Source organism: Azoarcus sp. L1K30, assembly GCF_018122735.1.
In the GTDB taxonomy this organism is placed as follows: domain Bacteria; phylum Pseudomonadota; class Gammaproteobacteria; order Burkholderiales; family Rhodocyclaceae; genus Parazoarcus.
The window spans coordinates 262,487-288,784 of the sequence record NZ_JAGRRD010000001.1 but is presented as its reverse complement, the minus strand read 5'-3'; the positions used below and the strand labels follow the sequence as shown (position 1 = coordinate 288,784).

The 26,298-nt window shown below is 63.0% G+C and carries 26 protein-coding genes; 12 read left to right on the top strand and 14 right to left on the bottom strand.

Annotation, left to right across the window (positions count from 1 at the left end):
• Positions 1–4: 4 nt before the first annotated feature.
• The 9 genes from J5J83_RS01325 to J5J83_RS01285 all read right to left on the bottom strand — a co-directional run bounded on the left by J5J83_RS01325 (position 5) and on the right by J5J83_RS01285 (position 9,093).
• Complete coding sequence (locus J5J83_RS01325; protein WP_212344316.1) at positions 5–1,030, bottom strand: amidohydrolase family protein; 1,026 nt, start codon at positions 1,028–1,030, stop codon at positions 5–7.
• A gap of 55 nt (positions 1,031–1,085) precedes the next feature.
• Positions 1,086–2,288, bottom strand: coding sequence for a 4-hydroxybenzoate 3-monooxygenase (gene pobA, locus J5J83_RS01320; RefSeq protein WP_212344309.1), 1,203 nt, complete (start codon positions 2,286–2,288; stop codon positions 1,086–1,088).
• A 40-nt stretch (positions 2,289–2,328) separates the two neighbouring features.
• Positions 2,329–3,426, bottom strand: coding sequence for a 4-oxalomesaconate tautomerase (locus tag J5J83_RS01315; RefSeq protein ID WP_212344301.1), 1,098 nt, complete (start codon positions 3,424–3,426; stop codon positions 2,329–2,331).
• A gap of 178 nt (positions 3,427–3,604) precedes the next feature.
• Positions 3,605–4,501: a LysR family transcriptional regulator gene (locus tag J5J83_RS01310; protein WP_212344300.1), complete on the bottom strand. Its 897-nt coding sequence runs from the start codon at positions 4,499–4,501 to the stop codon at positions 3,605–3,607.
• Positions 4,502–4,691: 190 nt separating this feature from the next.
• A complete protein-coding gene (locus J5J83_RS01305) occupies positions 4,692–6,017 on the bottom strand; it encodes a TRAP transporter large permease (protein ID WP_212344299.1) in 1,326 nt (441 codons plus the stop codon).
• Positions 6,014–6,538: a TRAP transporter small permease gene (locus J5J83_RS01300; RefSeq protein ID WP_212344297.1), complete on the bottom strand. Its 525-nt coding sequence runs from the start codon at positions 6,536–6,538 to the stop codon at positions 6,014–6,016. Before J5J83_RS01300 ends, J5J83_RS01305 begins: the two co-directional genes overlap by 4 nt.
• A gap of 68 nt (positions 6,539–6,606) precedes the next feature.
• Positions 6,607–7,632 carry a TRAP transporter substrate-binding protein gene (locus J5J83_RS01295; protein ID WP_212344295.1) on the bottom strand — a complete coding sequence of 342 codons (1,026 nt, stop codon included), beginning with the start codon at positions 7,630–7,632 and terminating at the stop codon, positions 6,607–6,609.
• A gap of 255 nt (positions 7,633–7,887) precedes the next feature.
• On the bottom strand, positions 7,888–8,730 hold the full coding sequence (locus tag J5J83_RS01290) for a class III extradiol dioxygenase family protein (protein ID WP_212344293.1): 843 nt from the start codon (positions 8,728–8,730) through the stop codon (positions 7,888–7,890).
• Between the two features lie 3 nt (positions 8,731–8,733).
• A complete protein-coding gene (locus tag J5J83_RS01285; protein ID WP_212344291.1) occupies positions 8,734–9,093 on the bottom strand; it encodes a protocatechuate 4,5-dioxygenase subunit alpha in 360 nt (119 codons plus the stop codon).
• 87 nt (positions 9,094–9,180) lie between these two features.
• Between J5J83_RS01285 and J5J83_RS01280 the strand changes: the two genes are divergently transcribed.
• A complete protein-coding gene (locus tag J5J83_RS01280; protein WP_212344289.1) occupies positions 9,181–10,083 on the top strand; it encodes a LysR family transcriptional regulator in 903 nt (300 codons plus the stop codon).
• Positions 10,084–10,112: 29 nt separating this feature from the next.
• Here the strand turns inward: J5J83_RS01280 and J5J83_RS01275 are convergent, their stop codons facing one another.
• Positions 10,113–10,976 (bottom strand): IclR family transcriptional regulator C-terminal domain-containing protein, encoded by an 864-nt coding sequence (locus J5J83_RS01275; protein WP_212344286.1) that lies wholly within the window; start codon positions 10,974–10,976, stop codon positions 10,113–10,115.
• Between the two features lie 180 nt (positions 10,977–11,156).
• Here J5J83_RS01275 and J5J83_RS01270 point away from each other — a divergent pair, with 180 nt between their 5' ends.
• The 5 genes from J5J83_RS01270 to J5J83_RS01250 all read left to right on the top strand — a co-directional run bounded on the left by J5J83_RS01270 (position 11,157) and on the right by J5J83_RS01250 (position 16,368).
• Positions 11,157–11,744: a TRAP transporter small permease gene (locus J5J83_RS01270; RefSeq protein ID WP_212344284.1), complete on the top strand. Its 588-nt coding sequence runs from the start codon at positions 11,157–11,159 to the stop codon at positions 11,742–11,744.
• An 11-nt stretch (positions 11,745–11,755) separates the two neighbouring features.
• Positions 11,756–13,036: a TRAP transporter large permease subunit gene (locus J5J83_RS01265; RefSeq protein WP_212344281.1), complete on the top strand. Its 1,281-nt coding sequence runs from the start codon at positions 11,756–11,758 to the stop codon at positions 13,034–13,036.
• A 65-nt stretch (positions 13,037–13,101) separates the two neighbouring features.
• The gene (locus J5J83_RS01260; protein WP_212344279.1) at positions 13,102–13,974 is read left to right on the top strand and encodes a shikimate dehydrogenase; all 873 of its coding nucleotides are present in this window, start codon (positions 13,102–13,104) and stop codon (positions 13,972–13,974) included.
• Positions 13,975–13,996: 22 nt separating this feature from the next.
• Complete coding sequence (locus J5J83_RS01255) at positions 13,997–14,419, top strand: universal stress protein (protein WP_212344276.1); 423 nt, start codon at positions 13,997–13,999, stop codon at positions 14,417–14,419.
• Between the two features lie 29 nt (positions 14,420–14,448).
• Positions 14,449–16,368, top strand: a complete 1,920-nt coding sequence (locus J5J83_RS01250; protein WP_212344273.1) for a sugar phosphate isomerase/epimerase and 4-hydroxyphenylpyruvate domain-containing protein — start codon at positions 14,449–14,451, stop codon at positions 16,366–16,368.
• Between the two features lie 32 nt (positions 16,369–16,400).
• On the opposite strand, the gene J5J83_RS01245 is transcribed toward J5J83_RS01250, so the two are convergent.
• From J5J83_RS01245 to J5J83_RS01235, 3 genes are all read right to left on the bottom strand, one after another.
• The gene (locus J5J83_RS01245; protein ID WP_212344270.1) at positions 16,401–17,267 is read right to left on the bottom strand and encodes a sugar phosphate isomerase/epimerase; all 867 of its coding nucleotides are present in this window, start codon (positions 17,265–17,267) and stop codon (positions 16,401–16,403) included.
• A 54-nt stretch (positions 17,268–17,321) separates the two neighbouring features.
• Positions 17,322–18,185 carry a 4-hydroxyphenylpyruvate dioxygenase gene (locus J5J83_RS01240; protein ID WP_212344269.1) on the bottom strand — a complete coding sequence of 288 codons (864 nt, stop codon included), beginning with the start codon at positions 18,183–18,185 and terminating at the stop codon, positions 17,322–17,324.
• Positions 18,186–18,434: 249 nt separating this feature from the next.
• Positions 18,435–19,070 carry an HAD-IA family hydrolase gene (locus J5J83_RS01235; protein ID WP_249115578.1) on the bottom strand — a complete coding sequence of 212 codons (636 nt, stop codon included), beginning with the start codon at positions 19,068–19,070 and terminating at the stop codon, positions 18,435–18,437.
• A 188-nt stretch (positions 19,071–19,258) separates the two neighbouring features.
• Between J5J83_RS01235 and J5J83_RS01230 the strand changes: the two genes are divergently transcribed.
• The 6 genes from J5J83_RS01230 to J5J83_RS01205 all read left to right on the top strand — a co-directional run bounded on the left by J5J83_RS01230 (position 19,259) and on the right by J5J83_RS01205 (position 25,427).
• Positions 19,259–20,083 carry a shikimate dehydrogenase gene (locus tag J5J83_RS01230; RefSeq protein ID WP_212344267.1) on the top strand — a complete coding sequence of 275 codons (825 nt, stop codon included), beginning with the start codon at positions 19,259–19,261 and terminating at the stop codon, positions 20,081–20,083.
• A 94-nt stretch (positions 20,084–20,177) separates the two neighbouring features.
• The gene (locus tag J5J83_RS01225; protein WP_249115577.1) at positions 20,178–22,007 is read left to right on the top strand and encodes an FAD-dependent oxidoreductase; all 1,830 of its coding nucleotides are present in this window, start codon (positions 20,178–20,180) and stop codon (positions 22,005–22,007) included.
• A 24-nt stretch (positions 22,008–22,031) separates the two neighbouring features.
• Positions 22,032–22,880 (top strand): TIM barrel protein, encoded by an 849-nt coding sequence (locus J5J83_RS01220; protein ID WP_212344263.1) that lies wholly within the window; start codon positions 22,032–22,034, stop codon positions 22,878–22,880.
• A 34-nt stretch (positions 22,881–22,914) separates the two neighbouring features.
• The gene (locus tag J5J83_RS01215) at positions 22,915–23,703 is read left to right on the top strand and encodes an SDR family oxidoreductase (RefSeq protein ID WP_212344260.1); all 789 of its coding nucleotides are present in this window, start codon (positions 22,915–22,917) and stop codon (positions 23,701–23,703) included.
• 5 nt (positions 23,704–23,708) lie between these two features.
• Positions 23,709–24,770 carry a Gfo/Idh/MocA family oxidoreductase gene (locus J5J83_RS01210; protein WP_212344258.1) on the top strand — a complete coding sequence of 354 codons (1,062 nt, stop codon included), beginning with the start codon at positions 23,709–23,711 and terminating at the stop codon, positions 24,768–24,770.
• 39 nt (positions 24,771–24,809) lie between these two features.
• Positions 24,810–25,427: an NIPSNAP family protein gene (locus J5J83_RS01205; protein ID WP_212344255.1), complete on the top strand. Its 618-nt coding sequence runs from the start codon at positions 24,810–24,812 to the stop codon at positions 25,425–25,427.
• A gap of 86 nt (positions 25,428–25,513) precedes the next feature.
• Here the strand turns inward: J5J83_RS01205 and J5J83_RS01200 are convergent, their stop codons facing one another.
• The gene (locus J5J83_RS01200; RefSeq protein WP_212344253.1) at positions 25,514–26,293 is read right to left on the bottom strand and encodes an SDR family NAD(P)-dependent oxidoreductase; all 780 of its coding nucleotides are present in this window, start codon (positions 26,291–26,293) and stop codon (positions 25,514–25,516) included.
• Positions 26,294–26,298: the final 5 nt, after the last annotated feature.

The following is a 26,298-nucleotide window of genomic DNA, read 5'->3' as shown; positions in this document are numbered from 1 at the left end:
CTCCTTACAGGCCCTTGGCCTTCAATGCGGCATCGAGGCGCGGATAGACGCGACGCGCATTGCCTTCGTAGATCATGTGGCGCTGATCGGCCGTCAGGTTCGCGCCTTCGATATAGCGCTTGGTGTCGTCGAAATAGTGGCCGGTCTCAGGATCGATACCGCGCACGGCACCGATCATTTCCGAGGCGAACAGCACGTTTTCGACCGGAATGACCTTGGTCAGCAGATCGATGCCCGGCTGGTGATACACGCAGGTGTCGAAGAAGATGTTGTTCAGCAGGTGATCCTTGAGCAAGGGCTTCTTGAGCTCCTGCGCCAGACCACGGTAGCGGCCCCAGTGATAGGGTGCGGCGCCACCGCCATGCGGGATCACGAATTTCAGCTCGGGAAAGTCCTTGAACAGGTCCGAGGTCAGACACTGCATGAAGGCCGTGGTGTCGGCGTTGATGTAGTGCGCGCCGGTGGTGTGGAAGCAGCTGTTGCAGCTGGTGCTGACGTGCACCATGGCCGGGATGTTCAGCTCCACCATCTTTTCGTAGATCGGGTACCAGGCGCGGTCCGACAGCGGCGGGCTGGTCCAGTGGCCACCGGACGGATCGGGGTTGAGGTTGATACCGACGAACCCGTACTCCTTGACGCACCTCTCCATCTCCGGAATGCAGGTCGCGGGGTCGACACCGGGCGACTGCGGCAGCATGGCAGCACCGATGAAGTTGTCCGGAAACAACTGGCTGACGCGATAGCACAGCTCATTGCAGATCGCCGCCCACGTCGAGGACACGTTGAAGTCGCCGATGTGGTGGGCCATGAAGCTGGCGCGCGGGGAGAAGATGGTCAGGTCGGAGCCGCGCTCCTTCATCTTGGCGAGCTGGTTGGTCTCGATGGTCTCGCGCAGTTCGTCGTCACTGATCTTCAGCTCGGACACCTTGGGCATCGATGCGGGGTCCTTGATGCCGGCGATCTGGCGGTTGCGCCATTCTTCCAGCGCCTTGGGTGCGGTCGTGTAATGGCCGTGAATGTCGATGATCATGGCAGGTCCTATCCTCAATACTTGATATTCGTTTTGCGGGTTCTGGCGTGCAGCATCACTCGCCGAAATTCAGCGGCAGGCCGACATAGTTCTCGGCGATCGAGCGCGACCCCGCCTCCGAGTTGAGCAGGTAGTCGAGCTCGGCTTCCTGGAACTTGGACACGATGGGGCCGTCTTCCGGGAAGCGGTGCATCAGCGCGGTGAACCACCACGAGAAGCGCTCGGCCTTCCAGATGCGGCGCAGGCAGCGCTGCGAGTAGCTGTCGATGCCCGCCTCGCTCTTCTCATCGAAGAACTCGATGATGGCGCTGGACAGATACTTGACGTCGGTCGCGGCAAGGTTCAGCCCCTTGGCACCGGTCGGCGGCACGATATGGCCGGCGTCGCCGGCCAGGAAGAGTCGGCCGAAGCGCAGCGGCTCGGTGACGAAGGAGCGCAGCGGCGCAATGCTCTTCTCGATGGAGGGGCCAGTGACCAGCTTCTCGCGGCCTTCGTCGTCGAGACGCAGGCGCAGCTCCTGCCAGAAGGCCTCGTCGGTCCACTCCTCGATGCGGTCGGTCAGCGGTACCTGCAGGTAGTAGCGGCTGCGTGTCTTGCTGCGCTGCGAACACAGTGCGAAGCCACGCGGGCTGTTCACATAGATCAGTTCGTCCGACACCGGCGGCGTATCGGAGAGCAGACCGAGCCAGCCAAAGGGATAGACCTTCTCGTACTCGGTGATTGCGTTGCGCGGCACGCTGGCACGGCACACGCCGTGGAAGCCGTCGCAACCGGCGATGAAATCGCATTCGATGGTGTGCTCGACGCCATCCTTCTCGTACTTGACGCGCGGTCTGGTGGAGTCGAAGTCGTGGATGCTCACATTGTGGGCCTCGTACACCGTCGGCAAGCCGGCGGCCTCACGGGCTTCCATCAAGTCGCGGGTGACTTCGGTCTGGCCATAGACCATGACGTTCTTGCCACCGGTGAGCGCGTTCATGTCGATGCGATGGCGCTTGCCGTGATAGAGCATCTCGAACCCGCCATGCACCAGCCCTTCCTTATGCATGCGCTCGCCGACACCGGCTTCGTCCATCAGGTCGATACAGACCTGCTCGAGCACGCCGGCACGAATGCGGCCGAGCACATATTCGCCGGTCTGGCGTTCGAGAATGATGGCGTCGATGCCGGCCTTGTGCAGCAGCTGCCCGAGCAACAGGCCGGACGGGCCGGCGCCGATGATGGCAACCTGGGTGCGGGTTGTAGAAGGATTTGTCATTGTCCTGTCTCCTGAAAATGCTGTTCTTGTTGCGGGTCGTTCAGTGTCCGGGCCATACGCTTGCGGGTACCATCACCTCGCCGCGCATGATCAGGCGTGCAGTGCGAAGCAAGGCGGCACGGGTGACTTTCTGTGGGTCGAGCGCATCGAGTTCGAGTTCGACCGAAAACTCGCCGGTCGGATGCTCGACCGAGATCCGCTTCGGCGATCCATCGGGCAGAATGGCAATACCGTCGGCCACCGAGCCCGAGAGCACACAGGCCGTCCCCACCGTCACCGCAGCGAGTACACCGATGGCGTCGTGGCAGACGTGGGGAATGAAACTGCGGGTGCAGATGTTGCCGCCAGCGACCGGCGGCGCAACCAGCGTCATCTTCGGGTAGTTCTTCGCGCTGACGTCACCCAGGCCCATGGCGTGGCCGCAGGCCAGGCGCAAGCGCTCGATGCGCGCCTTGAGCTCGGTGTCCGCGTTCATGTCGGCCACACTTTCGTAACCGGTCCGACCGACATCGGCAGCACGGAACATCACCAGGGGCATGCCGTTGTCGATACACGTTACCTCGACGCCGTCGATCACGTCACGCACATGGCCGGTCGGCAGCAAGCTGGAACACACCGATCCCGCGGTATCGAGAAAATTGATGGTGATGGGCGCCGACGTACCTGGCACGCCGTCGATGCGGGCATCGCCGTCGTAGCGCACTACCCCACCCGGCGTGGCCACGGTGATGTCGCACTGCATGTCGGTGTTCAGTGTCAGCACGCGGAAGGTGGAGGTTTCGCCGCTGGCCTGCAGCAGTCCGCGCTCGAGCGCGAAGGGCACCACCGCAGCGAGCATGTTGCCGCAGTTGGGCGTGGTATCGACCGTGTCCTTCTCGGGCTGCAGCTGTGCGAACAGAAAATCCACATCGACGCCGGGCGTAGCGCTGCGACGCACGATGCCGACCTTGCTGGTGAGCGGATTGGCCCCGCCCAGACCGTCGATCTGACGGCGATCGGGCGAACCCATCACCGCCAGCAGCACCTTGTCTCGCGAGGCGATGTCTGCGGGAAGATCCGATTCGAGGAAGAACGGTCCGCGCGAGGTGCCGCCGCGCATGAACAGGCAGGGAATGGCAGTTTGCGAGAATTCAGACATGGAGGCTCCCCTTCGTATAGGGCGCAGTCTGACCACTCCAGCGCATCCAACCAAGATGGCCGGGACACTACTAGCTATCGCATTTTGTTATGCCGGATTGCACTTCAGCGAGTCCGGTCCTGCAGCTCACCGCCCCGGCTGCGCAAAGGCGGAATCCAATATGCCCGCCGCGCCAGGATCAGGGACGGAAATCCGCCATCAATTCCTGCAGGAGCGCCACCGTCAGCTTGACCAGCGGCGTCTGCTGCTTGTTGGAAGAATAGGCCAGGCACAAGGAGCTGGTAAGTTCGGGGTCGGTAATCGGCCTGAAGGAAAAATCCGCCGGGCGACCCGACGCGCGCAAGGCCGAACGTGTCAGCACCGCCGCGCCATAGCCGGCACCGACGAGCTCGAGAATGGACTGCACGCTCGACACTTCGAGACTGACGTCGAGCCGCAGGCCCCCAAGGGCAATCTGGGTCTCCAGCAGGCGGCGCAGGAAATGTGCGCGCTCTGGTACGATCAGCTGGTAGCCCGCGATATCCGCAAGCCTGATTGGCGCGGACTCGGTATCGTCGCCATCGGCCCTGGTCACCAGACCCAAGCGCTCCTTTGAGACGGGCGTGATGTCCAGACCCACGTTCGACGCAGGCGCGTGCAACAGCCCGAGATCGACCCGCCCGGTGGCGATCCACTCGGTCAGGTGCGCAGACAGCCCCTCGACGATACTGAGACGCGCCTTCGGGAAGCGCTGCTGGAAGGCCTTGACCAGCGGCAGCGTGAGCAGGCGCCCGTAGCTCGGCGGCAGGCCGACGATCACCTGGCCAACGGGTTCATTGCGTGCCTCACCGAGCTCTTCGCTCACCCGGTCGACCAGTTGCAGGATGCCGATGCCCTGATCGAAGAGCTTCTTGCCAATCTCGGTCAACGCCACACCCCGACCATTGCGCGTCAGCAAGGTGACGTGCAGTTCGGTTTCGAGCAGGCGGACCTGCCGGGACAACGCGGGTTGCGCAATGTCGAGCACCAATGCCGCCTTGCTGAAGCTGCCGAGTTCGGCAACGCGGACGAAATACTCCAACTGGCGCAGGTTCATGAGCTTTCTGTGGCCGGCGTGGGAAACGCGAGGAAATGAAATTGCCGTCATTCTAACCTCACACCGAGCATTGCGCCGCCCCTGCCCCGGCGGCGTACAAACACGAAGGCCCACCCGCCGATGATGGCAGGCGGGCCTTCAGCATGCATCCGGCTGCCGTCGCGCGGCCGGAACACCTCGTCCAGTTTGATCAGCCGAACACTCTCAATGCGAATAGCGAGATACCCGGCACCATGACCAGCAGCACGATGCGAATGATGTCCGATGCGAGGAAAGGCAACACGCCGCGGAAGATCGTCGCCATCGGGATGTCCTTGGCGATGCCGTTGATGATGTAGACATTCATCCCCACCGGCGGCGTGATCAGGCCAATCTCCATCACCACCAACGCCACCATGCCGAACCAGATGGCCTTGTCCTCCAGGCCGAGCCCGAAGTAGTCCATGCCGAGCACGATGGGCAGGAAGATCGGGATCGTCAGCAGGATCATCGACAGGCTGTCCATCACGCAACCGAGCAGCATGTAGATCACCAGGATCGCAAACAGCACGGTAAAGGGCCCGAAGCCCATCTCCGTCACCCACGCTGCAGCTTCCGCCGGCAGCTGGCTGAGCGCCATGAAGGAGTTCAGCGTGTCGGCGCCGAGCAGGATCAGGAACATCATGCCGGTCCCCTTGGCCGTACCGTAGATGCACTCGAGCAAGCCCTTGTCCTTGAGGCCGCCCGACTTCCACGCCGCGATCCCGGTCGCCAGTGCGCCGATCGACGCCGCTTCGGTCGGCGTGAACAGGCCGCCATAGATGCCGCCGATCACCACCGTGAAAATCAGCAGTACCGGCCAGGTCTCGATCACCGTCTGCAGGCGCTCGGCCCAGGTGTGCTTGGGCGTACCCGGGCCGCCGGCCTCGGGATCCAGCCGGGTGACGATACTGATCACCACCATATAGCCTACCGCCGCGAGAATGCCGGGCACAAAGGCAGCGAGAAACAGCTTGGCGATATTCTGTTCGGCGAGAATGGCGTAGATCACCAGCGGTACCGAAGGCGGGATGAGGATGCCCAGCGTGCCACCGGCGGCAAGCGAACCCGCAGCCAGACCGGGCTTGTACTGATGGCGCTTCAGTTCGGGCAACACCACATGCGACATCGTCGCGGCCGTCGCCAAAGACGAGCCGCAGATGGCGCCGAAGCCGGCGCACGAGGCGACCCCGGCCATGGCCATGCCGCCTTTCCAGTGTCCGATGAAGGCATTGCCGGCACGAAACAGGGCGCGAGACAGGCCACCATGGGTCGCGAACTGCCCCATCAGCAGGAACAGCGGGACGACCGACAGGTCGTAGAGCGAAAAGCGTCCGTAGGGGGCGTTCTTGAGATAAGCCAGCAAGGGGTCGAGGCCGGATACCCACACGTAGCCGGCGGCGCCGGTGAGGAACATGGCAATGCCGATCTGCACCCGCATCGCCAGCATCACCATCATGACGGCTCCCATCAGAAGCCCGATTTCTGAACCACTCATTGCGGGCTCCTGTTCGTCAGTTCCTGACCAAAGGTGTACAGCGCAGTGATCCCGAGCAGCGCGAAGGCAGGCGCCACCGGCACATAGCCCCACCAGATCGGCAGCGAAATCACCATCGAGGTCTCGCCGTATTCGCGCATCTCAAGCATGCCCTCCCAGATCCGCCAGGTCAGCAAAAAGGACGAAGCCGCCAGCAGGATGGCCGCCAGCGCGTCGAGTGCGCGCTTCAGTCCAGTCGGTGCCCACAGGGTGAAGAAGTCGACGAACACATGCCCTTTCTTCAACTGACAGTAGGGCAGACACATTGCGATGCCCATGGCCGACAGCATCTGCACCAGCTCATAGTCGCCCGGTACCGGCAGTTTGAAAGCCGCCCGCCCGACCACGCTCGCCACCGACATCAGCGCCTCGGCACAGAACATGATGCCCGCGAACACCGCGAACACCGTACACGCCACTTCTATCGCGCGGCCAATGGGCCCGGAGGGTGCAGCCGTCTCCTGATCGATGGCTTCAGCCATACTGTTCTCCTCAATACATGAAACAACGCCCCGCGCATCACGCACGCGGGGCGTTCCGGACGCAAAGCTTACTTCGAATACTGCTTGACCAGCGCGGCGGCGTCTTCGTAAAGCTGCTTGCCGTTGAGGCCCTTCTCCGAAATGTCCTTGATCCACTCTTCCGTCACCGGACGCGCTGCGGCCTGCCACTTGGCCATTTCAGCGGCATCGATCTGGTAGATGGTGTTGCCGTTGGCCTCGGTCTTGGCGCGACCACCAGCATCGGCATCCTTGAACTGGGCGGACACCCAGGCCGACGTTTCACGCCCGCTGTTGTCGTCGATCACCTTCTTCAGGTCCGCCGGCAGGCCGTCGTATTTCTTCTTGTTCATGACGAAGATCATGGTTGCGGTCGTCATCGCATTGCCGCTGCCCGCTTCAGCGTGGAACTTGGTCAGCTCGTGAGTCTTGGTCGCAGGCACGACTTCCCACGGGATGAGTGCGCCGTCGATGACCCCCTTGGACAGGCTTTCGGCCATCTGCGGGACCGGCATGCCGACCGGCGTCGCGCCCAGCGCGGCGAGTAGCGAATTACCCAGACGCGACGGCGCGCGGACCTTGACCCCCTTGAGATCGTCCAGCGTCTTGACCTGTTTGTCGCGGAAATGCAGCACGTTGGGGCCATTCACCCACACCGCGATCGGATGCGTGCCGGCGAATTCCTTCTGCGCATACTTCTGCGAGAAGTCCCAGAATGCGCGCGAGGACGCCTCGTGGGTGGTCGTCATGAACGGCAGTTCGAACACTTCCGACACCGGGAAACGGCCCGGGGTATAGCCCGGCAGCGTCCATACGATATCGGCCACGCCGTCACGGACCTGGTTCAGCAGTTGCGGCGGGGTACCGCCGAGCTGCATCGCAGGATAGATCTGGCACTTCATCTTGCCCTTCGATTCGGCCTCGATCTTGTCGCACCAGGGCTGGATGAACTTGGTGTGCGCCGGCGAGACCGGCGGCAGGAAGTGGGCCACCTTCAGCACCACCTCTTCGGCAGCAGCCAGGGTGGGCATCAACGCAAGGGCTGCAACGCCCAGGAACACTTTACGCATCTTCATACCGGGATCTCCTCTCGACGACATTGTTCTTCAGTAAGGGGATTATCCGACCCTATGCAGCAAGTAGTAAGGCAAACGAGCCACTAGGAGATATAACAATCCGCGATACCTGTGAACACCATGCGGTTATCGACCAGACGATCCATGCGTGCCAAGCACTACGCACAATAGGAAAGGGCGGGTGGCCCGCCTGTCGCAGCCCCCGCCCCTTCCGATCACTCAGCGTCGGCATCCGTCGGGACACCGTTCCGGCACTTAACCTTTCGGCTCCATGACGATCAAGCCTGCCGCGGTGTTCGAAATGGGAATGTGGTAGTTGGAATGCACCTTGCGGACACTGCCGCCGAGCGCTGCACGCGTTGCCAGCCACATCAGCAACTCGACGCCCTGAGTACCGGTCTTCTCGACGATTTCCTCGTTCGAATACTGGGTCGCCCACTCCGGATCGTTGATCAGGCTCTCCATGAAGGCGAGATCGAAGTCGCGGTTCACGAAACCTGCACGCTCGCCGTCGAGCTGGTGCGACAGCCCTCCGGTGCCAACGATGACGACACGGACATCGTCATCCCACGAGGCGATTGCCTCGCCCAGGGCCTTACCCAGCTTGAAGCAGCGCTTGGCCGAGGGCAGCGGGTATTGCACGGTGTTGATGCACACCGGCACGGTGCGCACCGGACAGGTCGGCGAATCCGGCCACAGCAGCTTGAGCGGCAGCGAGAAGGCGTGGTCGACCAGCATTTCCTGGCAGGTCGTGAGATCGAACTCCTTCTCCACCAGCTGGTTGATCACATGCCACGACATTCCCGTATCGCCGCTGTAAGGCGGCAAGGTCGGAATTCCCCAGCCTTCGTCGGCATTGAAGTACTGCTCGGCGGCGCCGACGGCGAAGGTCGGCATCTTGTCGAGGAAGAAGTTGAGGCCGTGATCGTTGTAGATCACCACCGCCACGTCGGGTTTGACCTCATCCAGCCACTTGCGCACTGGCGGGAAGCCGTCGAAAAAGGGCTTCCAGTATGGATCTTCCTGCAGATTGCCGGCGATGGCGCGGCCGATTGCGGGGACATGAGAAGTACAGATACCGCCTACGATCTTTGCCATGATTCAGTCCACCTTGCCTGCGGCCACCAGCATGGCCTTGAATGCTTCCTTGGTCATGCCGGTCTGGGCCGCCCCCAGATCCTGCACGTCGAGCCCGAGAATCCCGGCGAACTTGGCCAGGTAATAGACGTTTCCGCCCGCCGCGAGAAGGCCCAGCACGTTGCGCGTGCGGATCGCCTCGGTCTGCTCGGCGTTGAGCCCGTACTGCCGGCAGTAGGCATCCTCGTCACGGCTGAATGCGCTGCGGTTGTCCGCACTATTGAACGAATAGCACATCTTGTTCAGGGCATAGCCCTTCTGCGCCATCTCGGCATCGAAGATCCGGGTTCCGGGAATCTCGCGCCGCGCTGCTGTTGCTGTCATCTGTGGTCTCCTCGCACATCGGCTTGTGGAGCACACAGTATTGCCGGCATCATTCAACAAATAAACAGCGCCACATTCATACAACCCATGAGCAATTTCGATCATTTTCAACTCGATGGCAAGCTGCTGCAGCTGCTGATCGCAGTCGTCGAGGAAGGCTCGATCACGCGCGCGGCCGAACGTCTGGGTGTGACCCAGTCGGCCGTCTCGCACCTGCTGGGCAAGTTGCGCAACATCGTCGGAGACCCGCTGGTGGTGAAGTCGGGCCGCGGCATCGTCGCCACCAGCCGGGCCGAGGCACTGGCCAGCGAGGCGCGCGTGCTGCTGGAGGAAATGCGCCGCTTCGCGACCACGGCGAACTTCGACGCCAGTACGCTCCAATCCTGCTTCGTCATCGCCGCCAACGACTTCCAGCGCGACCTGCTGCTACCGCGCCTGCTGACCCGTCTGCGGGAGAAATCGCCCGGCGTCACCCTCGGCGTCATCCCCTCGGATGTTCCCGATGCGACGATGCTCCGCGAGGAGCGCTGTCAGCTGGTGATTTCGCCCCGCCCGCCGGAAGCCGACGACATCCTTCACAAGCGCCTGTTCCAGGATCGCTACCGTGTCTTTTACGATCCGGGGCAACGCCAGGCGCCAGCAACGCTGGCGGATTTTCTGGCTGCCGAGCACGTCACCGTGCGTTACGTTCCCCGCCGTACGCTGGATTTCGACGACGAACTCGCCACCCGCGGCATACAGCGCAACTTCGTTGCCCACGTACCCGGTTTTGCCGGCATCCCCGCCTTCATTCGAGGCAGTGCGCGCCTGGCAACCGTGCCTGGCCTGCTGGCCAGCGGCTGCATGCACGGCCTTGCCCATACGCCGCTGCCATTCGCGACGCAGTATCTGCCGATGTACATGATCTGGCACCTGCGCCACCGCCACAACCCCATCCATGCGTGGTTGCGTGCGGAGCTCGAGGCCGTCGTCACGGCGCTCGGCATCTGAGACCTGGACGCGCGCAGGTCAATCGCGACTCAGCTCCGCAGCACCTGGGCCGCGTCGAGCAATAGCGGCAGAAATCGCGTTCTCATCTGCTCGGCACTGACCCGAGAACTGTTGGCGATGATATTGATGCCGCTCTCGACATTGCCATCCTGGTCGAAGACGGGAACGGCAATGGACCGCAGGCCGACCTCGATCATCTGATCGGCCAGCGCATAGCCGTTTGCACGAATTGCAGCCAGCTCTGTCCGCAGCGCGCTGGCGGTCACGATGGTATGAGGGGTGAAGGGCAGGAATTTCACCTCGGCAAGATAGTCGGCCAGCTCGGCTTCATCGAGATAAGCGAGCAGAACCAGTCCGATCGATGTTGCGTAGGCTGGCAGACGGCTGCCGACATTGAGCGACGAGGACATGATCCGCGAGGACTTCGCACGGGTGATATAGACGATGTCCGTGCCGTCGCGAACGGCCATCGAGCATGCCTCGCCGACCGTCTCGCTGAGCTTGTCGAGCACCGGTTGCGAACGTCCCGACAGCGTTTTCCCGGAGAGATAGGCGTTCCCGAGCGACACCGTCTTGGCCGTGAGCGAGTAGCGCACGCCAGCATGGCAATGTGCAAAACCCAGTTCGACAAGTGTGTGCAGATACCGCCGGACCGCCGCGCGGGTGATGCCCGTCTTGTAGCTGATCTGCGAAATCGACATTTCCCGCCCCTGATTGGTGAAGGCCTGGATCACCATGAGCCCCCTCGCCAATGCGGTGACGAAGTTCCTGTCCGTGTCGTCGCCTGCGCGTGCCGCAGCGCTTTCCGCCACATCCGCTGCGGGCTCCGCAGGCAACGACACGCCTACCCGTTTCCCCGCGCCGCCTCCACCACCGTCCCTGGGTCCGCTCATCCCCTGTCCCTTGCTTCCTGCTGGATAACTTGTGCGCACAGCGCACAATAGCCCGATTGAAGCCTATCGATCAAGCTGTATCAGCCCTAAAGTTCAATCACGCCAAAGACGTCCCACGGGACGCCGCAATCGCGAACATTCGAATGGCCAAGAAGCCTCAAAAGGCAATCGAGGAGACAGATGAAAAAGCTTGTCGACGGATACTTCACGTTGCTGAAGTTCCTGATGTTCCTGTGCATGACCGGCATGGTTGCCATGGTGTTCGGCAACGTCGTCATGCGCTATGCCTTCAACTCGGGCATCACCGTGTCAGAGGAGCTGGCCCGCATGATGTTCGTGTGGATGTCCTTCATCGGCGCCATCGTGGCACTGCGCGAACACGGCCACCTCGGGGTCGACACACTGCTCGTGCGCCTGCCGCCGCTGGCGAAGCGCGCCGCGCTGGCCCTGGGTCACGGACTGATGCTCTACGTTTGCTGGCTGATCAGCTCCGGCAGCTATCAGCAGTCCATGATCAACCTGCATGTCACCTCGCCCGCCGTCGGCATGTCGATGGCGGCCTTCTATGGCGTAGGGGTCGTGTTCGGAATATCGGCAGCGGCGATTCTGGCCCATGAACTCTTCCAGATCCTCAGTGGCAGGCTTGCCGCACACGAACTGGTGATGGTCAGGAGCAGCGACGGCCTCGAAGAAGCCGAACGCATCCAGCAAGAGCAGGCACACGCCGACCAGTCCCGCGCAACGCCCGCCAGCGGCAACAAGCACTGAAGGAAGCGATCATGACCGTCACCATTTTCCTCGCTTCCCTGCTTGGCACAATCGCGCTGGGCATCCCGATTGCGTTTGCCCTGCTGCTGGTGGGCGTGGCGCTGATGATCCACATGGATCTCTTCGACGCCCAGATCGTGGCCCAGAACCTCGTCAACGGCGCCAACAGCTTCCCGCTGCTCGCGGTACCCTTCTTCATGCTCGCTGGCGAGATCATGAACGTCGGCGGCCTGTCCAAGCGCATCGTCAATATCGCGCTGGCCTCGGTGGGACACGTCCGCGGCGGCCTGGGATACGTTGCGATCCTCGCCTCCTGCCTGCTGGCCTCGCTGTCCGGTTCGGCCGTCGCCGACGCGGCTGCACTGTCCGCCCTCCTCGTGCCGATGATGGTGGCGGCCGGCCACGACAAGAAGCGCTCCGCTGGCCTGATTGCCGCAGGCGGCATCATCGGCCCGGTCATTCCGCCCAGCATCGGCTTCATCGTCTTCGGCGTGGCATCCGGCGTGTCGATTTCAAAGCTGTTTCTTGCCGGTATCGTCCCCGGGCTGATGATGGGGCTTGCGCTGGCAGCAGCCTGGTGGATCTACACGCGCAGCGAGAACGTCGAACCGGCGCCGAAAAAGTCCGCGCGGGAAATCCGGCAGGCGCTGCTCGAAGGACTGTGGGCGCTCGGACTGCCGCTGATCATCATCGTCGGCCTCAAGTTCGGCATATTCACCCCCACCGAAGCTGCGGTCGTTGCTGCCGTGTATGCCTTGTTCGTGGCGATCGTGATCTACCGCGAGCTGAAGATTGCCCAGATCTACGAGGTCGTGGTGTCGGCGGCAAAGACCACCTCGGTGGTGATGTTCCTCGTGGCCGCGGCGATGGTGTCGTCGTGGATGGTCACCGTTGCCGAATTGCCGGACCTGCTGGTCGAGTTGCTGGCCCCGCTGATGGATAGCCCGACCCTACTGGTGCTCGCCATCATGGTCGTGATTGTGGTGGTCGGCACCAGCATGGACATGACCCCGACCATTCTGATTCTTGCCCCGGTCTTGATGCCGGTCATCAAGCAGGCAGGCATCGATCCCGTCTATTTCGGCGTGCTCTTCATCATCAATACCTCCATCGGGTTGATTACGCCGCCGGTAGGAACCGTTCTGAACGTGGTGGCCGGCACCGCGAAAATGAGCATGGACGACATCGTCCGAGGCGTGTGGCCATTCCTGCTGGCGCAGTTGCTGGTGCTGGCAACACTGGTGATGTTCCCGGAACTCGTGCTGATCCCCGCGCGCTGGTTCGCCGGCTGACGATACCGAACAATGCAGAACCGACACCTGGCCGGCCCGAGGGCCGGCCACTCAAGGAGACACACATGAGTAATACCAAGCACCCTTCGATCGTCTGCGGACTCATCGGGTCCGGCATCCAGGCCTCGCTGACCCCGGCCATGCACGAACAGGAAGGCGAAGCCCAGGGGTTTCGGTATGTCTATAAGACGATCGACCTCGACCCGCTCGGCCTCGATGTCGACGCCCTGCCCCAGTTGCTGACGGCCGCGCGCCAGATGGGCTATTCCGGCCTCAACATTACCTACCCCTGCAAACAGGCGATCGTTCCGCTGCTCGACGAGCTATCGGACGAAGCCCGTGCGCTCAACGCCGTCAACACCGTCGTCATCCGTAATGGCCGCACGATCGGCCACAACACCGATTGCTCGGGCTTTGCTGAGGGCTTTCGTCGCGGACTGCCGGGCGTCAGCATGGACAAGGTGGTGCAACTCGGATCGGGCGGTGCAGGCGCCGCTGTCGCCCATGCAGCGCTGTCCCTGGGCGCACGCCAGCTCACCGTGTTCGACATCGACCCGTCACGCGCGGAAGTACTCGCGGCCAGTCTGTGCGAACGCTTCGGCGAAGGACGCTGCGTTGCAGGTACCGACCTCGCCGCCGCGATGGCCGAAACCGACGGACTGATCCACTGCACGCCAACGGGCATGGCGAAACTCCCCGGTCTTCCGTTGCCGGCTGAACTGATAGAGAGCCGGATCTGGGTCGCCGAAATCGTCTACTTCCCGCTCGAAACCGAGCTTCTGCGCGTGGCGCGGGCCAAGGGCTGCGCCACGCTCGACGGCGGCGGCATGGCTGTATTTCAGGCCGTCGGCGCATTCCGTCACTTCACCGATATCGAACCGGACGCGGATCGCATGCGGGCGCATTTCCTGTCGATGGTCGGCGCCAAGTCGAACTGAGCTGTTCGAACCGGAGCCAGCAATGTACAAGCACATCCTGATACCCGTCGATGGGTCGGAACAATCCACGGCGGCCGCGTTCAAGGCAATCCAGTTCGCCAAGCTCCACGGCGCGCGCGTCACCGTTCTCCACGTCCTCAATGACAGCGGCGTGGCCAAGGGACTGGGCAAGTCAATGCGGGACAACGCCGCGCGCGCCGACCTCGCGCGCGCCTTCCTCACCCCCGTCGCCGACAATGCCAAGGCCGAAGGCGTGGCCGCCGAATGCTTCTACGTCGAGAGCGACGCCCCCGCGGACGAGATCGTTCGTACGGCGAAGGAGCGCCACTGCGACCTCATTCATATGGCCTCTCATGCGCGCCGCGGCGTCAGCGAACTGTTGCTGGGCAGCGTCACTGCGGACGTACTCAAGCGCTGTACCGTCCCCGTCCTGGTGCTGCGCTGATCCACTGGCCAAATCCGGAGAACCCCACCATGCGCCGCGCCATTGCCACCGTCTGCCTGAGCGGAACCCTGGAGGAAAAGCTCGAAGCGATCGCCTCTGCGCGTTTCGATGCGGTCGAGATCTTCGAGAACGACTTCAATACCTATCACGGCTCGGCGCACGACGTACGCCGCATTTGCGACGAACTGGGGCTGGTCATCGACCTGTATCAGCCGTTCCGGGATTTCGAAGGCGCGAGCGACGCCCAATTCAGACGCAATCTGGACCGCGTCGAACGCAAGTTCGATGTGATGGAGGCGCTCGGCGCGACGATGCTGCTGGTATGTTCCAGTTGCGCACCGGACGCAATCGCCGACGATGCGCGCTCAACGGCTCAGCTCTACGCGCTGGCGGAGCGCGCGGCGAAACGGAACATCTCGATCGGGTTCGAAGCGCTGGCGTGGGCACGGCACGTCCGTCACTACGAACATGCCTGGAAACTCGTACGCGAGGCCGACCATCCGCATCTGGGGATTCTGCTCGACAGTTTCCACATTCTGTCGCTCGGTGACGATCCAGCCGCCATTCGTGATATTCCCGGCGACAAGATTGCCTTTGTCCAGCTTGCAGATGCGCCGGTCAAGGATATGGACGTACTGCAATGGAGTCGCCACTACCGGTGCTTCCCGGGACAGGGTCAGCTCGACCTCCCCAACTTTCTCGAACAGATCCTGCTCGCCGGCTATACCGGCCCGTTATCGCTCGAGATCTTCAACGATCACTTCCGAGCGGCACCTGCGCGGCCAACGGCAATCGATGCATACCGGTCTCTGCTCTATCTCGAGGAGGCCGTAGCACATCGACTGGCGGACACCACCGACGACGCAGCCCTCGACGCGCGGCGCAAGGCCACCGCCGACCATCTGGAACTGTTCAAGCCACCAGCCCTGCCAGCGCTCGATGGCCTCGCATTCATCGAGTTCGCCGTCGATGCGAATAGCGAACGCGCGCTCGCGCGGGTGCTGGACATGCTCGGATTCCGGCGTGCCGGCAAGCACCGCTCGAAGGCGGTCACGCTATTTCGCCAAGGCGACATCGACATCATTCTCAATGCCGAACCGGGCTCGTTCGCGCACACCCACTTTCTGCGCCACGGCCCGTCGATCTGCGCGCTGGGCATTGCCACGGAACAGTCGCTGCGCGCGCTCAACCGTGCCACGGCATACGGCTGCCCTCGATTCGAGGGCAGAATCGGCCCCAATGAACTGAAGATCCCGGCGATACGCGCACCGGACGACAGCCTGATCTATTTCGTACCGTCCAGTCAGGGCTCGAAACGCCTGTATGAAATCGACTTCCTGCTCGAAGACGAACTGACCGCCGAGGCGACCCAGGACGGTCTGCGATCGATAGACCACATTGCGCAAGGCCTGCCGCGACTTCGCCACGATGCCTGGACCCTCTTCTACCGCACGGTGCTGGGGGCGGAACCCGGTGAGAGCATGGACCTGATCGATCCCTACGGACTGATCAGCACGCGCAGTGTGTCGACGCACGACCGCAAACTGCGCTTCGTCCTTAATGTCTCCGAAAGCGACTACACGCACACGGCCCGGACCATGACGCAACTGGCGGGCGCGAGCGTTCACCACATCTCCTTTACCTGCTCGGACATTTTCGCGACCGTCGAAGCCTTGCGCCAACGCGGCGTCCGCTTCATTGCCGTCTCGCCGAATTACTATCTCGACCTGCCCACCCGATTCGAACTTGCCGACGACTTGGTCGCCAGACTCCAGTCGCTTGGCATCCTTTACGACCGGACGCCCGAAGGCGAGTACTTTCACGTGTTTACCGACGTCTTTGCCGAGCGCTTCTACTTCGAAGTCGTGCAGCGGGTCGATCACTACGACGGCTACGGCGCCGCCAATGCGCCAGCGCGCATGGTCGCGCACATGAGTGCGTTGAAATAAGCGCCGACGACGGACTTCAGCCGTCTTCAGCGTCAGGCGCCGCGGATACGTCGCCGCGGTAAATCGACGTGACGCAGATGTTCCTGTAACCACATCAACGCATCGCTGGCGCGCGCGGCAACGAAATCGGCCGGCAGTTGCGCATAGTCGGCGTTTGTCGCATTCAGATAGAAACCGCCATGAAAACCGATCTTGCGCAGACGTCGCACCAATTCGATGAGGTCTGCGCCATGACTGCCATCGCCCGGAAAGACGCGGACGAAATCGGCGCGATCACCCGACTGCCCGTTCGGGTCGCGGGCAATGGTATCGCTCAGCCCCACCAGAAACAGCTTGTGCCCGTAGCAGGCATCGACCGCGTCGAGACCGTCGTCGCTGGTAAAGAGATGGCCACTGTCGATCGCGACGCCGAGGTTGGCACGATCGGCCTCGCACACCTGATCCTCGGCACGGACGATGCCGCCGGCGACCCTCGATTCAGGAACAGCTTCGTACGCGATGTCGATCCGCTTCGGCACCGCCATCGTCGCCAGCTTGGCCAGGTCGCGGACCACGCGGGCGGGGTCCTCGTGTGCGCCCGGAATGGTGCTCGCCGACACCAGCAGTGTCGGAGCGCCGAGGAGCCGGCACAGATTCATCAGCCCCTGTGCGACATTGACCTTGTACAGGTGGAGCGGGCCGACGAGTCCTTCGAAATCCCTCAGCTGCCTGAGTGCAAGCACCTCGACGCCACTGCGACGAACCAGTTCGGCAGCCGCTTCCACGCCGGCGGGATGATTCACCAGGTCCGACGCCGAGAACACCAGCTTGCGAAACCCCCGGTCGATCGAGGCCTCCAGTCGAACCTCGAGTGGCCCAGCCATTGACCCCGTATCGAGCGCGACCGAATCGAAATCCACTATTTTCTCCCTCTGCAGGCTGGCCGCATGCGCGCGAAGCCGCCCACCCGTCGATCAAGCACTGACAGCATCGCTGGCCACCAGCTCGAAAGTGACACTTTCGAGATAGACCTGCGTCAACGCCCCCTTTTCCCCGGGGTGCAGCGGGCCTTCATCGAGAAAGACGATGCCGCGCTGTTCGAGCAGCCGCGTCGCATCGAGGACATCGGGCGTACCGAAACCGATCCGCACCAGACCGGCATCCCAAAGGACGTCTTCGGCACCGTCCGGCGGTTCGATCAACTGGAAATAGAAACCGCCGCATGGACTCTCGAGCAGGGAGCCCTTGGGCAGGATACCGACGAAACTGCTCTCGGGCAGGAGTTTGAAGCCCAGCAGATGCTGGTAAAACTCGATCCACTCCTCACTGCGGAACTCACCGACGGCCTGTACCAGGCCGAAATAGTGCAGCCCCCCCAGCGCCGGTGGATGGGCGTCGACGCCTGGCAAGGGCACGAAGTCGACGTCGTAGATGGAGAAATCCCGATACCGGTCGACGAAGTAGATGGCGCTCTCGCCACTACCAAGGATGCCAGGAATATTCAGCTCCATCGCTGCCGTACGCCGTGGCACCTCCCACGCGCCGGCGGCCAGCGCATGCTTCATCGCCGCCGCCGCGTCGCGCACCCGGAATGCGACGGCGGACAGGAAGGTAGAGGCGGAATTCGTCGCCGTCGGCTCGGCGTTGACGATCAGATTCATCGTCCCCTGCCGGTAGAGCATCACTTCCCGTGAGCGATGGCGGGCGATGGGCGCAAATCCAAGACGCTGCAGCAGGCCACCAAGGGCCTGCGGCTTGTTGGTGATGTATTCAATGAACTCGACGCCATCGATGCCAAGCGGATTGTTCGAATCAGGAGCAAGCGCATCCAAAGTCATCTAAACACCTTTGCCAAAGGGATATGCCGACAAGCCCGCATCAGGCTGCGAAGGCCAATTTACGCGAATCCGTCCCGCCAGCCAACGTCGCCGCAGCGTCAAGACCACCGCGGCGCGAGCCGACACTTTACCCGCCCGAACAGCTTACCCGGGCACCCGTGCTTGCACAATTGTGCGCACGGCGCACACCTTCTGCATCCGCACGGGCATCCGAAACACATCACGGTCAAACTTCGACTTGCAACGCACTCACTCGAGCAGGAGGGGGACTTGTGCCAGTTCATCGATCATCTGCACCTTGTGTGCCAGCTCACCCAGGCGGTCGGCTCCGAGGCGGAAAGCGGCGACGGCAACACCCGCAGCCAGGCCTGCCCGCACGCCAGGGAGGCTGTCCTCGATCAGCAGACAGCGCGCCGCAGGCACGCCCATGCTCGCACAAGCTGCATGCACCAGCCCCGGATCAGGTTTCCACGATCCGACCTCGTACGCACTGACGATCCGGTTGTCGAAGTACTGCAGCAGTCCGGTTGCACCCAGGCTGGTCTCGATTTTCTCGAGCGGACCGTTGGACGCCACACACTTTTCGATATCGAGTGTGGACACGAGCGCTCGTGCGCCCGGCATGGCTTTCAGATCGCGACGAAAAACACGCTGCGTCCGCGAGCGAAACTCGGCGGTAAAAGTCGCGGGGTCAATCGTTGGATAGTCCTGGCACAACGCGTCAACGAACACGGAAAACTGCCCGCCGTGAAAACGGGCCATCAGGGCGTCGTAACCCGGACGGATTCCGCGCTCGTCGAGCAAGCCGACGATCACCTCCACTGCCAGCCCCTCGCTATCGACCAGCGTGCCATCGCAATCGAAGATGACCGCCTCCATGCGCATCGATCCGTCTCCTTGATCTCAATCAGCCCCCCCATCCGGGCGCGCCACGACATCACCATCGCCGAAAACCGGTTTCCAACGCAATGCCCGAATGGGAACAGGACCGTGTTGCAGTTTTAACTGAAATATGATTTCATTTCGGAACCGTGTTTCACTTTATAGAAAAACACGGATTCATGGAGACAGGAATGACTGACCGCATACCCGGCCTGAGCGGCGAAACCCGCGTCCTCGGCATCGTCGGCGACCCCATCGCCCAAGTGAAATCACCGGCGGGTGTCACCGCTGCCCTTGTCCGTCGCGGAATCAATGCCGTACTCGTGCCGATGCATGTCTCCCCGGCAGACCTCGATGCCTTCATCCGCGGCGCAAGTCTGATGAAGAACCTCGACGGACTCAGCATCACCGTGCCGCACAAGTTCGCCGCCTACGCCCACTGCGCCTCGGCAACCGAGAGATCACGCTTTCTCGGCGCGGCCAACATCATGCGTCGCAATGAGGATGGCACCTGGCATGGCGACATGTGCGACGGCGAAGGCTTCGTCGCCGGCATCCGCGTCGCCGGGTGCCAGCCCGAAGGCAAGCGTGCGCTGCTGGTCGGTGCCGGTGGCGCGGGCTCGGCCATCGCCCTTGCGCTGCTCGACGCCGGCGTCAGCGAGATTGCGATCTTCGACGGCGACGCCAAACGTCGTGAAGACCTCATTGACCGGCTCAAGGCGCGCCATGGCGACAAGGTCCGGAGCGGCAGTTCGGACCCGACCGGTTTCGACATCATCGTCAACGCAACGCCAGCCGGAATGCGGCCCGACGATCCCATGCCGGTGCAAACCGACCGCTTGACCGCTTCAATGTTCGTCGGCGACGTCATTACCGCACCGGAAGTCACGCCTCTGATCCAGGCTGCGCGCGACCGCGGCTGCAACACGCAGGTCGGAACCGGCATGTTTGCGGCGGTACGCGACCGCATGATCGATTTCGTCCTCGAAGCCGGTCCGCTCCATCACACGGGCTGAACACCCGCCGCGCGCTCCACAAGCCCCCCGCGCAGGACGAACGTGGTCGTTGGTCCTCGACATGCGCACGCATCACCACCGAATTCGGACAAGGTTGCTCAAGACAGTGCAGGCAATACACGACACACACACCACCGAAGTCGACCTGCTGGTCGTCGGCTCCGGCGCGGGCGGACTTTCGAGTGCTGTCGTGGCCGCACACCTGGGCCTGAAGGTGCTGGTGGTCGAGAAGGCGGCGACACTCGGCGGGACAAGCGCCTGGTCGGGCGGATGGCTGTGGATTCCCCGCAATCCGCTCGCGGTTGAAGCGGGAATCGTCGAAACGCCCGACGCGCCGCGCACCTATCTGCGCAACGAACTCGGCGACCACTACGATGCCCGCCGTGTCGATGCCTTTCTCGAGCACGGTCCGCGCATGATCGATTTTTTCCGCCGCAACACCGCGGTTCAGTTCGTCGATGGCAACCTGATTCCCGACTTTCACGGCAAGCAGGCGGGTGCCGCCAAGGGCGGACGCTCGGTCTGTGCAGCGCCCTTCGATGGCCGCGAACTGGGCGACGATATCCATCGTCTGCGCCCGCCGCTCGACCTGATTTCGCCATGGGGAATGGGTATCGCCTCGGGTGCAGACCTGCGCCACTTCATGAACAGCATGCGTTCATGGCCGTCCTTTGCACATGTCGCCCGGCGCGTGCTCGTGCATTTCAAGGATTTGCTGCTTCACCGCCGTGGCATGCACTTGACCAACGGCAATGCGCTGATCGCCCGCCTCATACGATCGGCCGTCGATCTCGGCGTTGAGTTGCGCACGGACAGTCCGGTCGAGAACCTGATCAGCGCAGACGGCAAGGTTTGCGGCGCACGTGTGCGTACTGCGGGCAGAGAAATCGAGATCCGCGCCAGCCGCGGCGTCATGCTCGCGACTGGCGGTTTTCCGCACGACCCGGCACGTGCAAGATCATTGTTCCCACATACGCCGACCGGCACTGAACACTGGTCCGCCGCGCCCTTCAGCAACACCGGTGATGGCCTGCGTCTGGGAGAGTCGGCTGGTGGTACGGTCTCGTCCGACCTCTACGCAGCAGCGGCATGGGCACCCGTCTCGCTCGTGCCCCGCGCCGATGGCAGCACAGGACATTTTCCACACCTGATCGAACGCGCCAAGCCGGGCCTCATCGCCGTCACCCGGGCGGGGCGGCGCTTCGTCAATGAGGCAGGATCGTACTACGACTTCATCACCGCCCTGTTTGGGGTCACACGCGCGGGCGACAAGGCCGAAGCCTGGCTGGTCTGCGACCACCGCTTCATCCGCCGATATGGTCTCGGGCGTGTTCGGCCGGCGCCGTTTCCGTTGCGTGCACACCTGCGCACCGGTTATCTGCGTCGTGCAGACAGCATCGGCGCGTTGGCACGCACCTGTGGTATCGACGCTGCGGCACTCATGGCGACCATCGACATCTACAACGCCGACGCCCGCCATGGTCGCGACCCCGCATTTGGGCGCGGCGACACACCGTACAACCGCGTGCAGGGCGACCCCGACTTCGAACCCAATCCCTGTGTGGCCGCGATCGAGCAAGGGCCCTACTACGCGGTGCGGGTCGTTCCCGGAAGCCTCGGTACCTTCGCCGGCCTTCGCACCGACGCCAACGCGCGCGTGCTCGATGACAAAGGGGCCGCCATTCCGGGGCTCTATGCCTGCGGCGCCGACATGTCGAGCATGATGGGGGGGCGCTACCCGAGCGGCGGCATCACCCTCGGCCCGGCGATGACCTTTGGCTACATCTCCGCCCATCATGCAGCAGGCATTGACCTCACCGACGTGACCGCCGCAGACGCGAACGACAGCGGCATGCCCCACTCCCCTCAACGCGCTCAACCCACGACGAATGCCGTCCCCCGTCCGCAGTCACGGACAGCCTGAAACGTCCCCGAAAAGGTCCATATCATGCAATCGACTCCAGCGCTGCCGCCGTTTTCGCTGTCTCAACTCACTGCACTCGACCATTCACCGCCACAGCTCGTCGCGCTTGCCGCCGCAACCGGCTATGACTTCGCCGGCATTCGCCTGCTGCCGGCCGCGCCGGGCGGCATCGCGTACCCGTTGATGGATGACGCCGCACTGCTAAAGGACACGCTCGCACGCATGGCCGACACCGGTGTCGGCATCTTCGATCTGGAGATGATCCGGATTGGTCCTGATTTCGACCCGACCCGCTTTACCCGCTTCTTTGAAATCGGCCAGCAGCTGGGGGCACGTTGCGTGCTGGTCGCAGGAGACGATCCCGATCGCACCCGCATGACCGCTTCCTATGCACGGCTGTGTGAGGCGGCGAAGCCATACGGTCTGTCCGGCGATCTGGAGTTCATGCCCTGGACCGCCGTTCGCACGCTGGCCGATGCGCTGGAAATCGTCTCCGCTGCGGATCAGGACAACGGTGGCGTCCTCATCGACGCATTGCACTTCGACCGTTCAGACAGCCGCCTGAGCGACATCGCAAACGTTCCGCGCCGCTGGCTGCACTATGCACAGATCTGCGATGGCCCCGCCGAAAGGCCACTCACCAACGAAGGACTCATTCACGCGGCACGCTGCGAACGACTCCTCCCGGGCGAAGGCGGCATTGCGCTCGATCGCCTGTGGGCGGCACTCCCGTCCGGCCTGCCGGTCGGCGTTGAGGTCCCCCATGAAATCCGCGCACCTCAAGCCGGCCCCGAAGCATGGGCCCGCGCGGCGCTCGATGCGGCCAGGAAGATCATTACCGCATCGGCCGCGCCGCGCGATGTCCGTGCCTGACACACACCCCCACCCCCCAAAAGGAGAGCACATCATGCGCGCACTTATCACTGGTGCCAGTCGAGGCATCGGCGCCGCCATCGCACTCAAACTGGCAACCGATGCTCAAGCGGCGGGCCAGACGGCCCGGCTTGCGCTCGGCGCCACCGGCGAAGGTGAACACCTGAGCGCGCTCATCGAGCAATTGCGGCGCATCGGCGCCAGCGTCGTACCGGTGCTGGGTAATCTCGCCGACCCCGACACTCCGGCAAGACTGGTCGCCGAGGCGGTCGAGTTCTGCGGCGGACTTGACGGCCTGGTGTGCAACGCTGGCATTCTTGCCCCCAGCCCGCTCGCCGCACTCGACATCGAAAACTGGGATCGGCTCTACGCCGTCAATGCGCGCGCCACCTGGCTGCTTGCCAAGGCGGCATTTCCCGCACTCGGTGAGAGCAAGGGCGCCATGGTTGCCGTGGCCTCGATGGCCGGCATGCAGGCACATCCGAACAGTGGCGCCTACTCCTCATCGAAAGCCGCCATGATCATGCTCTGCCATCAACTCGCGCTCGAATGGGCGGAGCATGGCGTACGGGTCAACAGCGTTTCGCCGGGCATGGTGCATACGACGCTGACCGACCGCATCTACAAGAATCCGGAAGTCACCGCACAGCGCGTCGGGCTCATTCCGCTGCACCGCATCGGCCGGCCGGACGACATTGCGGCAACGGTCGCGTTTCTCCTTGGCGATGGCGCAGCCTACATCACGGCGCAGAACATCTGCGTGGATGGCGGCTTTACCGAATCCCTGATGGCGAACATTCCCGGCATGCCCAAGGCGGGTTGAATACCATGCCCAGTCTTGACGCAATCACGCCCGGGCCGCTGCGCGTTGCCATCGTCGGCGGCGGGGTCATGGGGCGACAGCACGCCGGCACCCTGAGCGGCGTACCCGAGGCAAAACTGGTCGCCGTCGTTGACCCGTTCCAGCACACACTCGCCGACGACTGCCAGGTACCCGGATTCACGGAGCTCGGCACGATGCTCGACAGCATCGCACCGGAGGCGGTGATCGTTGCCAATCCGAACGATCTGCATGTGGATACCGCGCTGCAGTGCATGGCCGCAGGCGTCCCCGTCCTGCTCGAAAAGCCGGTAGCGACCTCACTGGACGATTGCCGCACCCTGATCGATGCGCAGCGCAGGATGCAGGTTCCGGTGCTGGTCGGTCATCACCGGCGGCACAACCCGGTCATCGCCCGTGCGCGCCAGGTCATCGAGTCGGGACTGCTGGGCAGGCCGAGCATGGTCACCGCACTGTGGCAGACAAAGAAGCCGGACGCCTACTTCGAGATGCGCTGGCGACGGCAGACCGGCGCGGGCGTGATCCTGATCAACCTCGTGCATGAAACCGATCTGCTGCGCCACCTCTACGGTGAAATCGTCGAAGTGCAGGCCTTCACCAGCAACGCGCTGCGCGGATTCGAAGTCGAGGATTCGGCAACGATCAGCTTTCGATTCGAAAATGGCGCGCTGGGCAGCATCATCGCATCGGATGCGGTGGCGTCGCCGTGGGGTTGGGAGAAGAATCTCAACGAAGTACCCAAGTTCGCCAAGGAGCACGACCAGCCCTGCATCCTGCTTTCCGGTACCGAAGGGGCATTGTCGATTCCGCAGCTCAAGCTCTGGCGCTACGGCGAACACGCCGACTGGGAAGCGCCGCTGTTCCAGCAACAGCTCGGCCATGTCGCAGACGATCCGCAAGTCCTGCAGATGCGCCACTTCATCCGTGTTGCCCGAGGCGAGACGGCGCCATTGATCGATATCGAGGACGCTTCGCGGACCATTGCCGTCATCGATGCCATTCACCTGGCCGCGCGCGAGAGACGGTCGGTCAAGCCGACCTACCCCTGAGTTCACCCGAAACCTGTCACATCACTCGAGGAAGACAACATGAAGAAATACGAAGTCGCGATGATTACCATCCCGATGTTCAGCAACGCCAAGGTCTATCCGCTGATCGAAGCCTACGCAACCGCACCGGAAGCCCGCGGAAAGCTGCTCGCCATCTGGTATTCGGATGTGGGTACGCTCAACCAGGTGATGGTGCTGCGCGAGTTTGCCAATGCTTCGGACCTGGATGCCGAACGCGAACGCATGCTGATTGGCGGCAACGCCTTCGGCATTGCCGACATCCTGGTCGATCTGCACCTGTCCACCTATGCCGCGTTCCCCTTCCTGCCGCCAGTTGAAACCGGCGCGCTCGGCCCTGTCTATGAAGTGCGCACCTACGGCATGAAACCCGGCGGCGTCGCGGCCACGATCAAGGCCTGGAAGGGTGCTTACGAGGCGCGACACGCGGTTTCGCCGCTGTTGATCGCGATGTATGCACTCGACGGCGACTCCCCGCGGTTCATGAACATCTGGCCGTATGCCAGTGCTGACGCTCGCTCGAAGGCACGTGCCGATGCGGTTGCCCAAGGGGTATGGCCACCGAAGGGCGGTCCGGAGAACCTGACCACGCTGCATAGCAGCATCTTCCTGCCGGCGCCGAACTCACCGCTTCGCTGAGGGGCGTAAAGCGGCCCGTCTCCCCTCCGGGCCGCACCCTCCTGCCTGCACGCGGTTCATCCCTTTCCGCGTGCAGGCAGTCTTACTCACAAACGGGCCAGCAGGCCTCCGTCGACGGTGAGTGCATGCCCATTGACGAAGGCGGCAGCGGGCGATACCAGAAACAGCACCGCCGCGGCGACGTCCTCCGGGCTGCCCCAGCGGCCGCAGGGCACCGACTGGTCAATCACGTCGTCAAATCCCGCTCTTTGCTGCAACCCAACCGTAAACGCTGTCCGGATGAACCCGGGCACCACGGCGTTCGAGGTCACGCCCTGTCGCGCATATTCGACCGCAATCGCCCTGCTCAGGGCCAGCAATCCGCTCTTGGCGGTCGAATAGGCACCGATGCCCGGCATCGTCGCCACGGCCGATGAAGACGACATCATGACGATGCGACCGTAACCTCGCTCGCACATGTCTGGCAGAAAGGTCCGGGTGCAATTGAACGCGCCGTCGAGATGGACAGCCATGATCCGGCCCCACTCCTCGCGGCTCATCTCGACCAGCGGCTTGCGATTCTGATTGCCTGCATTGCTCACGAGTACATCGACGCCCCACCCGGCATCGCGCAAGGCCTTGCGCGATGCCTGCACGGTGCCCTCGTCCGCGACATCGAAACTCGCCGCCCGCGCCTCGATACCTTCCGCAGCCAGCTTCGCGACAGCTTCAGCGCAGGCCTCTGCACTCAAGTCGTTGATCACGATACGTGCGCCCGCGTGCCCCAGCGACTGTGCAATCGCGAAGCCGATTCCGCCCGCCGCACCGGTAATCAGCGCGACCCGGTCGCGCATGCCGAAGCACTGTTGCAAGAATGCGTTGCTCATATCCA

Excerpts from the sequence above, each read along its gene's own strand:
- J5J83_RS01205 (WP_212344255.1), top strand. The coding sequence starts at position 24,810 with ATGAAGAAATACGAAGTCGCGATGATTACCATCCCGATGTTCAGCAAC.
- J5J83_RS01255 (WP_212344276.1), top strand. The coding sequence starts at position 13,997 with ATGTACAAGCACATCCTGATACCCGTCGATGGGTCGGAACAATCCACG.
- J5J83_RS01280 (WP_212344289.1), top strand. The coding sequence starts at position 9,181 with ATGAGCAATTTCGATCATTTTCAACTCGATGGCAAGCTGCTGCAGCTG.
- J5J83_RS01260 (WP_212344279.1), top strand. The coding sequence starts at position 13,102 with ATGAGTAATACCAAGCACCCTTCGATCGTCTGCGGACTCATCGGGTCC.
- J5J83_RS01300 (WP_212344297.1), bottom strand. The coding sequence starts at position 6,538 with ATGGCTGAAGCCATCGATCAGGAGACGGCTGCACCCTCCGGGCCCATT.
- J5J83_RS01325 (WP_212344316.1), bottom strand. The coding sequence starts at position 1,030 with ATGATCATCGACATTCACGGCCATTACACGACCGCACCCAAGGCGCTG.
- J5J83_RS01210 (WP_212344258.1), top strand. The coding sequence starts at position 23,709 with ATGCCCAGTCTTGACGCAATCACGCCCGGGCCGCTGCGCGTTGCCATC.
- J5J83_RS01310 (WP_212344300.1), bottom strand. The coding sequence starts at position 4,501 with ATGAACCTGCGCCAGTTGGAGTATTTCGTCCGCGTTGCCGAACTCGGC.
- J5J83_RS01285 (WP_212344291.1), bottom strand. The coding sequence starts at position 9,093 with ATGACAGCAACAGCAGCGCGGCGCGAGATTCCCGGAACCCGGATCTTC.
- J5J83_RS01295 (WP_212344295.1), bottom strand. The coding sequence starts at position 7,632 with ATGAAGATGCGTAAAGTGTTCCTGGGCGTTGCAGCCCTTGCGTTGATG.
- J5J83_RS01200 (WP_212344253.1), bottom strand. The coding sequence starts at position 26,293 with ATGAGCAACGCATTCTTGCAACAGTGCTTCGGCATGCGCGACCGGGTC.
- J5J83_RS01270 (WP_212344284.1), top strand. The coding sequence starts at position 11,157 with ATGAAAAAGCTTGTCGACGGATACTTCACGTTGCTGAAGTTCCTGATG.
- J5J83_RS01230 (WP_212344267.1), top strand. The coding sequence starts at position 19,259 with ATGACTGACCGCATACCCGGCCTGAGCGGCGAAACCCGCGTCCTCGGC.
- J5J83_RS01305 (WP_212344299.1), bottom strand. The coding sequence starts at position 6,017 with ATGAGTGGTTCAGAAATCGGGCTTCTGATGGGAGCCGTCATGATGGTG.
- J5J83_RS01215 (WP_212344260.1), top strand. The coding sequence starts at position 22,915 with ATGCGCGCACTTATCACTGGTGCCAGTCGAGGCATCGGCGCCGCCATC.
- pobA (WP_212344309.1), bottom strand. The coding sequence starts at position 2,288 with ATGACAAATCCTTCTACAACCCGCACCCAGGTTGCCATCATCGGCGCC.
- J5J83_RS01275 (WP_212344286.1), bottom strand. The coding sequence starts at position 10,976 with ATGAGCGGACCCAGGGACGGTGGTGGAGGCGGCGCGGGGAAACGGGTA.
- J5J83_RS01290 (WP_212344293.1), bottom strand. The coding sequence starts at position 8,730 with ATGGCAAAGATCGTAGGCGGTATCTGTACTTCTCATGTCCCCGCAATC.
- J5J83_RS01235 (WP_249115578.1), bottom strand. The coding sequence starts at position 19,070 with ATGCGCATGGAGGCGGTCATCTTCGATTGCGATGGCACGCTGGTCGAT.
- J5J83_RS01265 (WP_212344281.1), top strand. The coding sequence starts at position 11,756 with ATGACCGTCACCATTTTCCTCGCTTCCCTGCTTGGCACAATCGCGCTG.
- J5J83_RS01250 (WP_212344273.1), top strand. The coding sequence starts at position 14,449 with ATGCGCCGCGCCATTGCCACCGTCTGCCTGAGCGGAACCCTGGAGGAA.
- J5J83_RS01315 (WP_212344301.1), bottom strand. The coding sequence starts at position 3,426 with ATGTCTGAATTCTCGCAAACTGCCATTCCCTGCCTGTTCATGCGCGGC.
- J5J83_RS01220 (WP_212344263.1), top strand. The coding sequence starts at position 22,032 with ATGCAATCGACTCCAGCGCTGCCGCCGTTTTCGCTGTCTCAACTCACT.
- J5J83_RS01240 (WP_212344269.1), bottom strand. The coding sequence starts at position 18,185 with ATGACTTTGGATGCGCTTGCTCCTGATTCGAACAATCCGCTTGGCATC.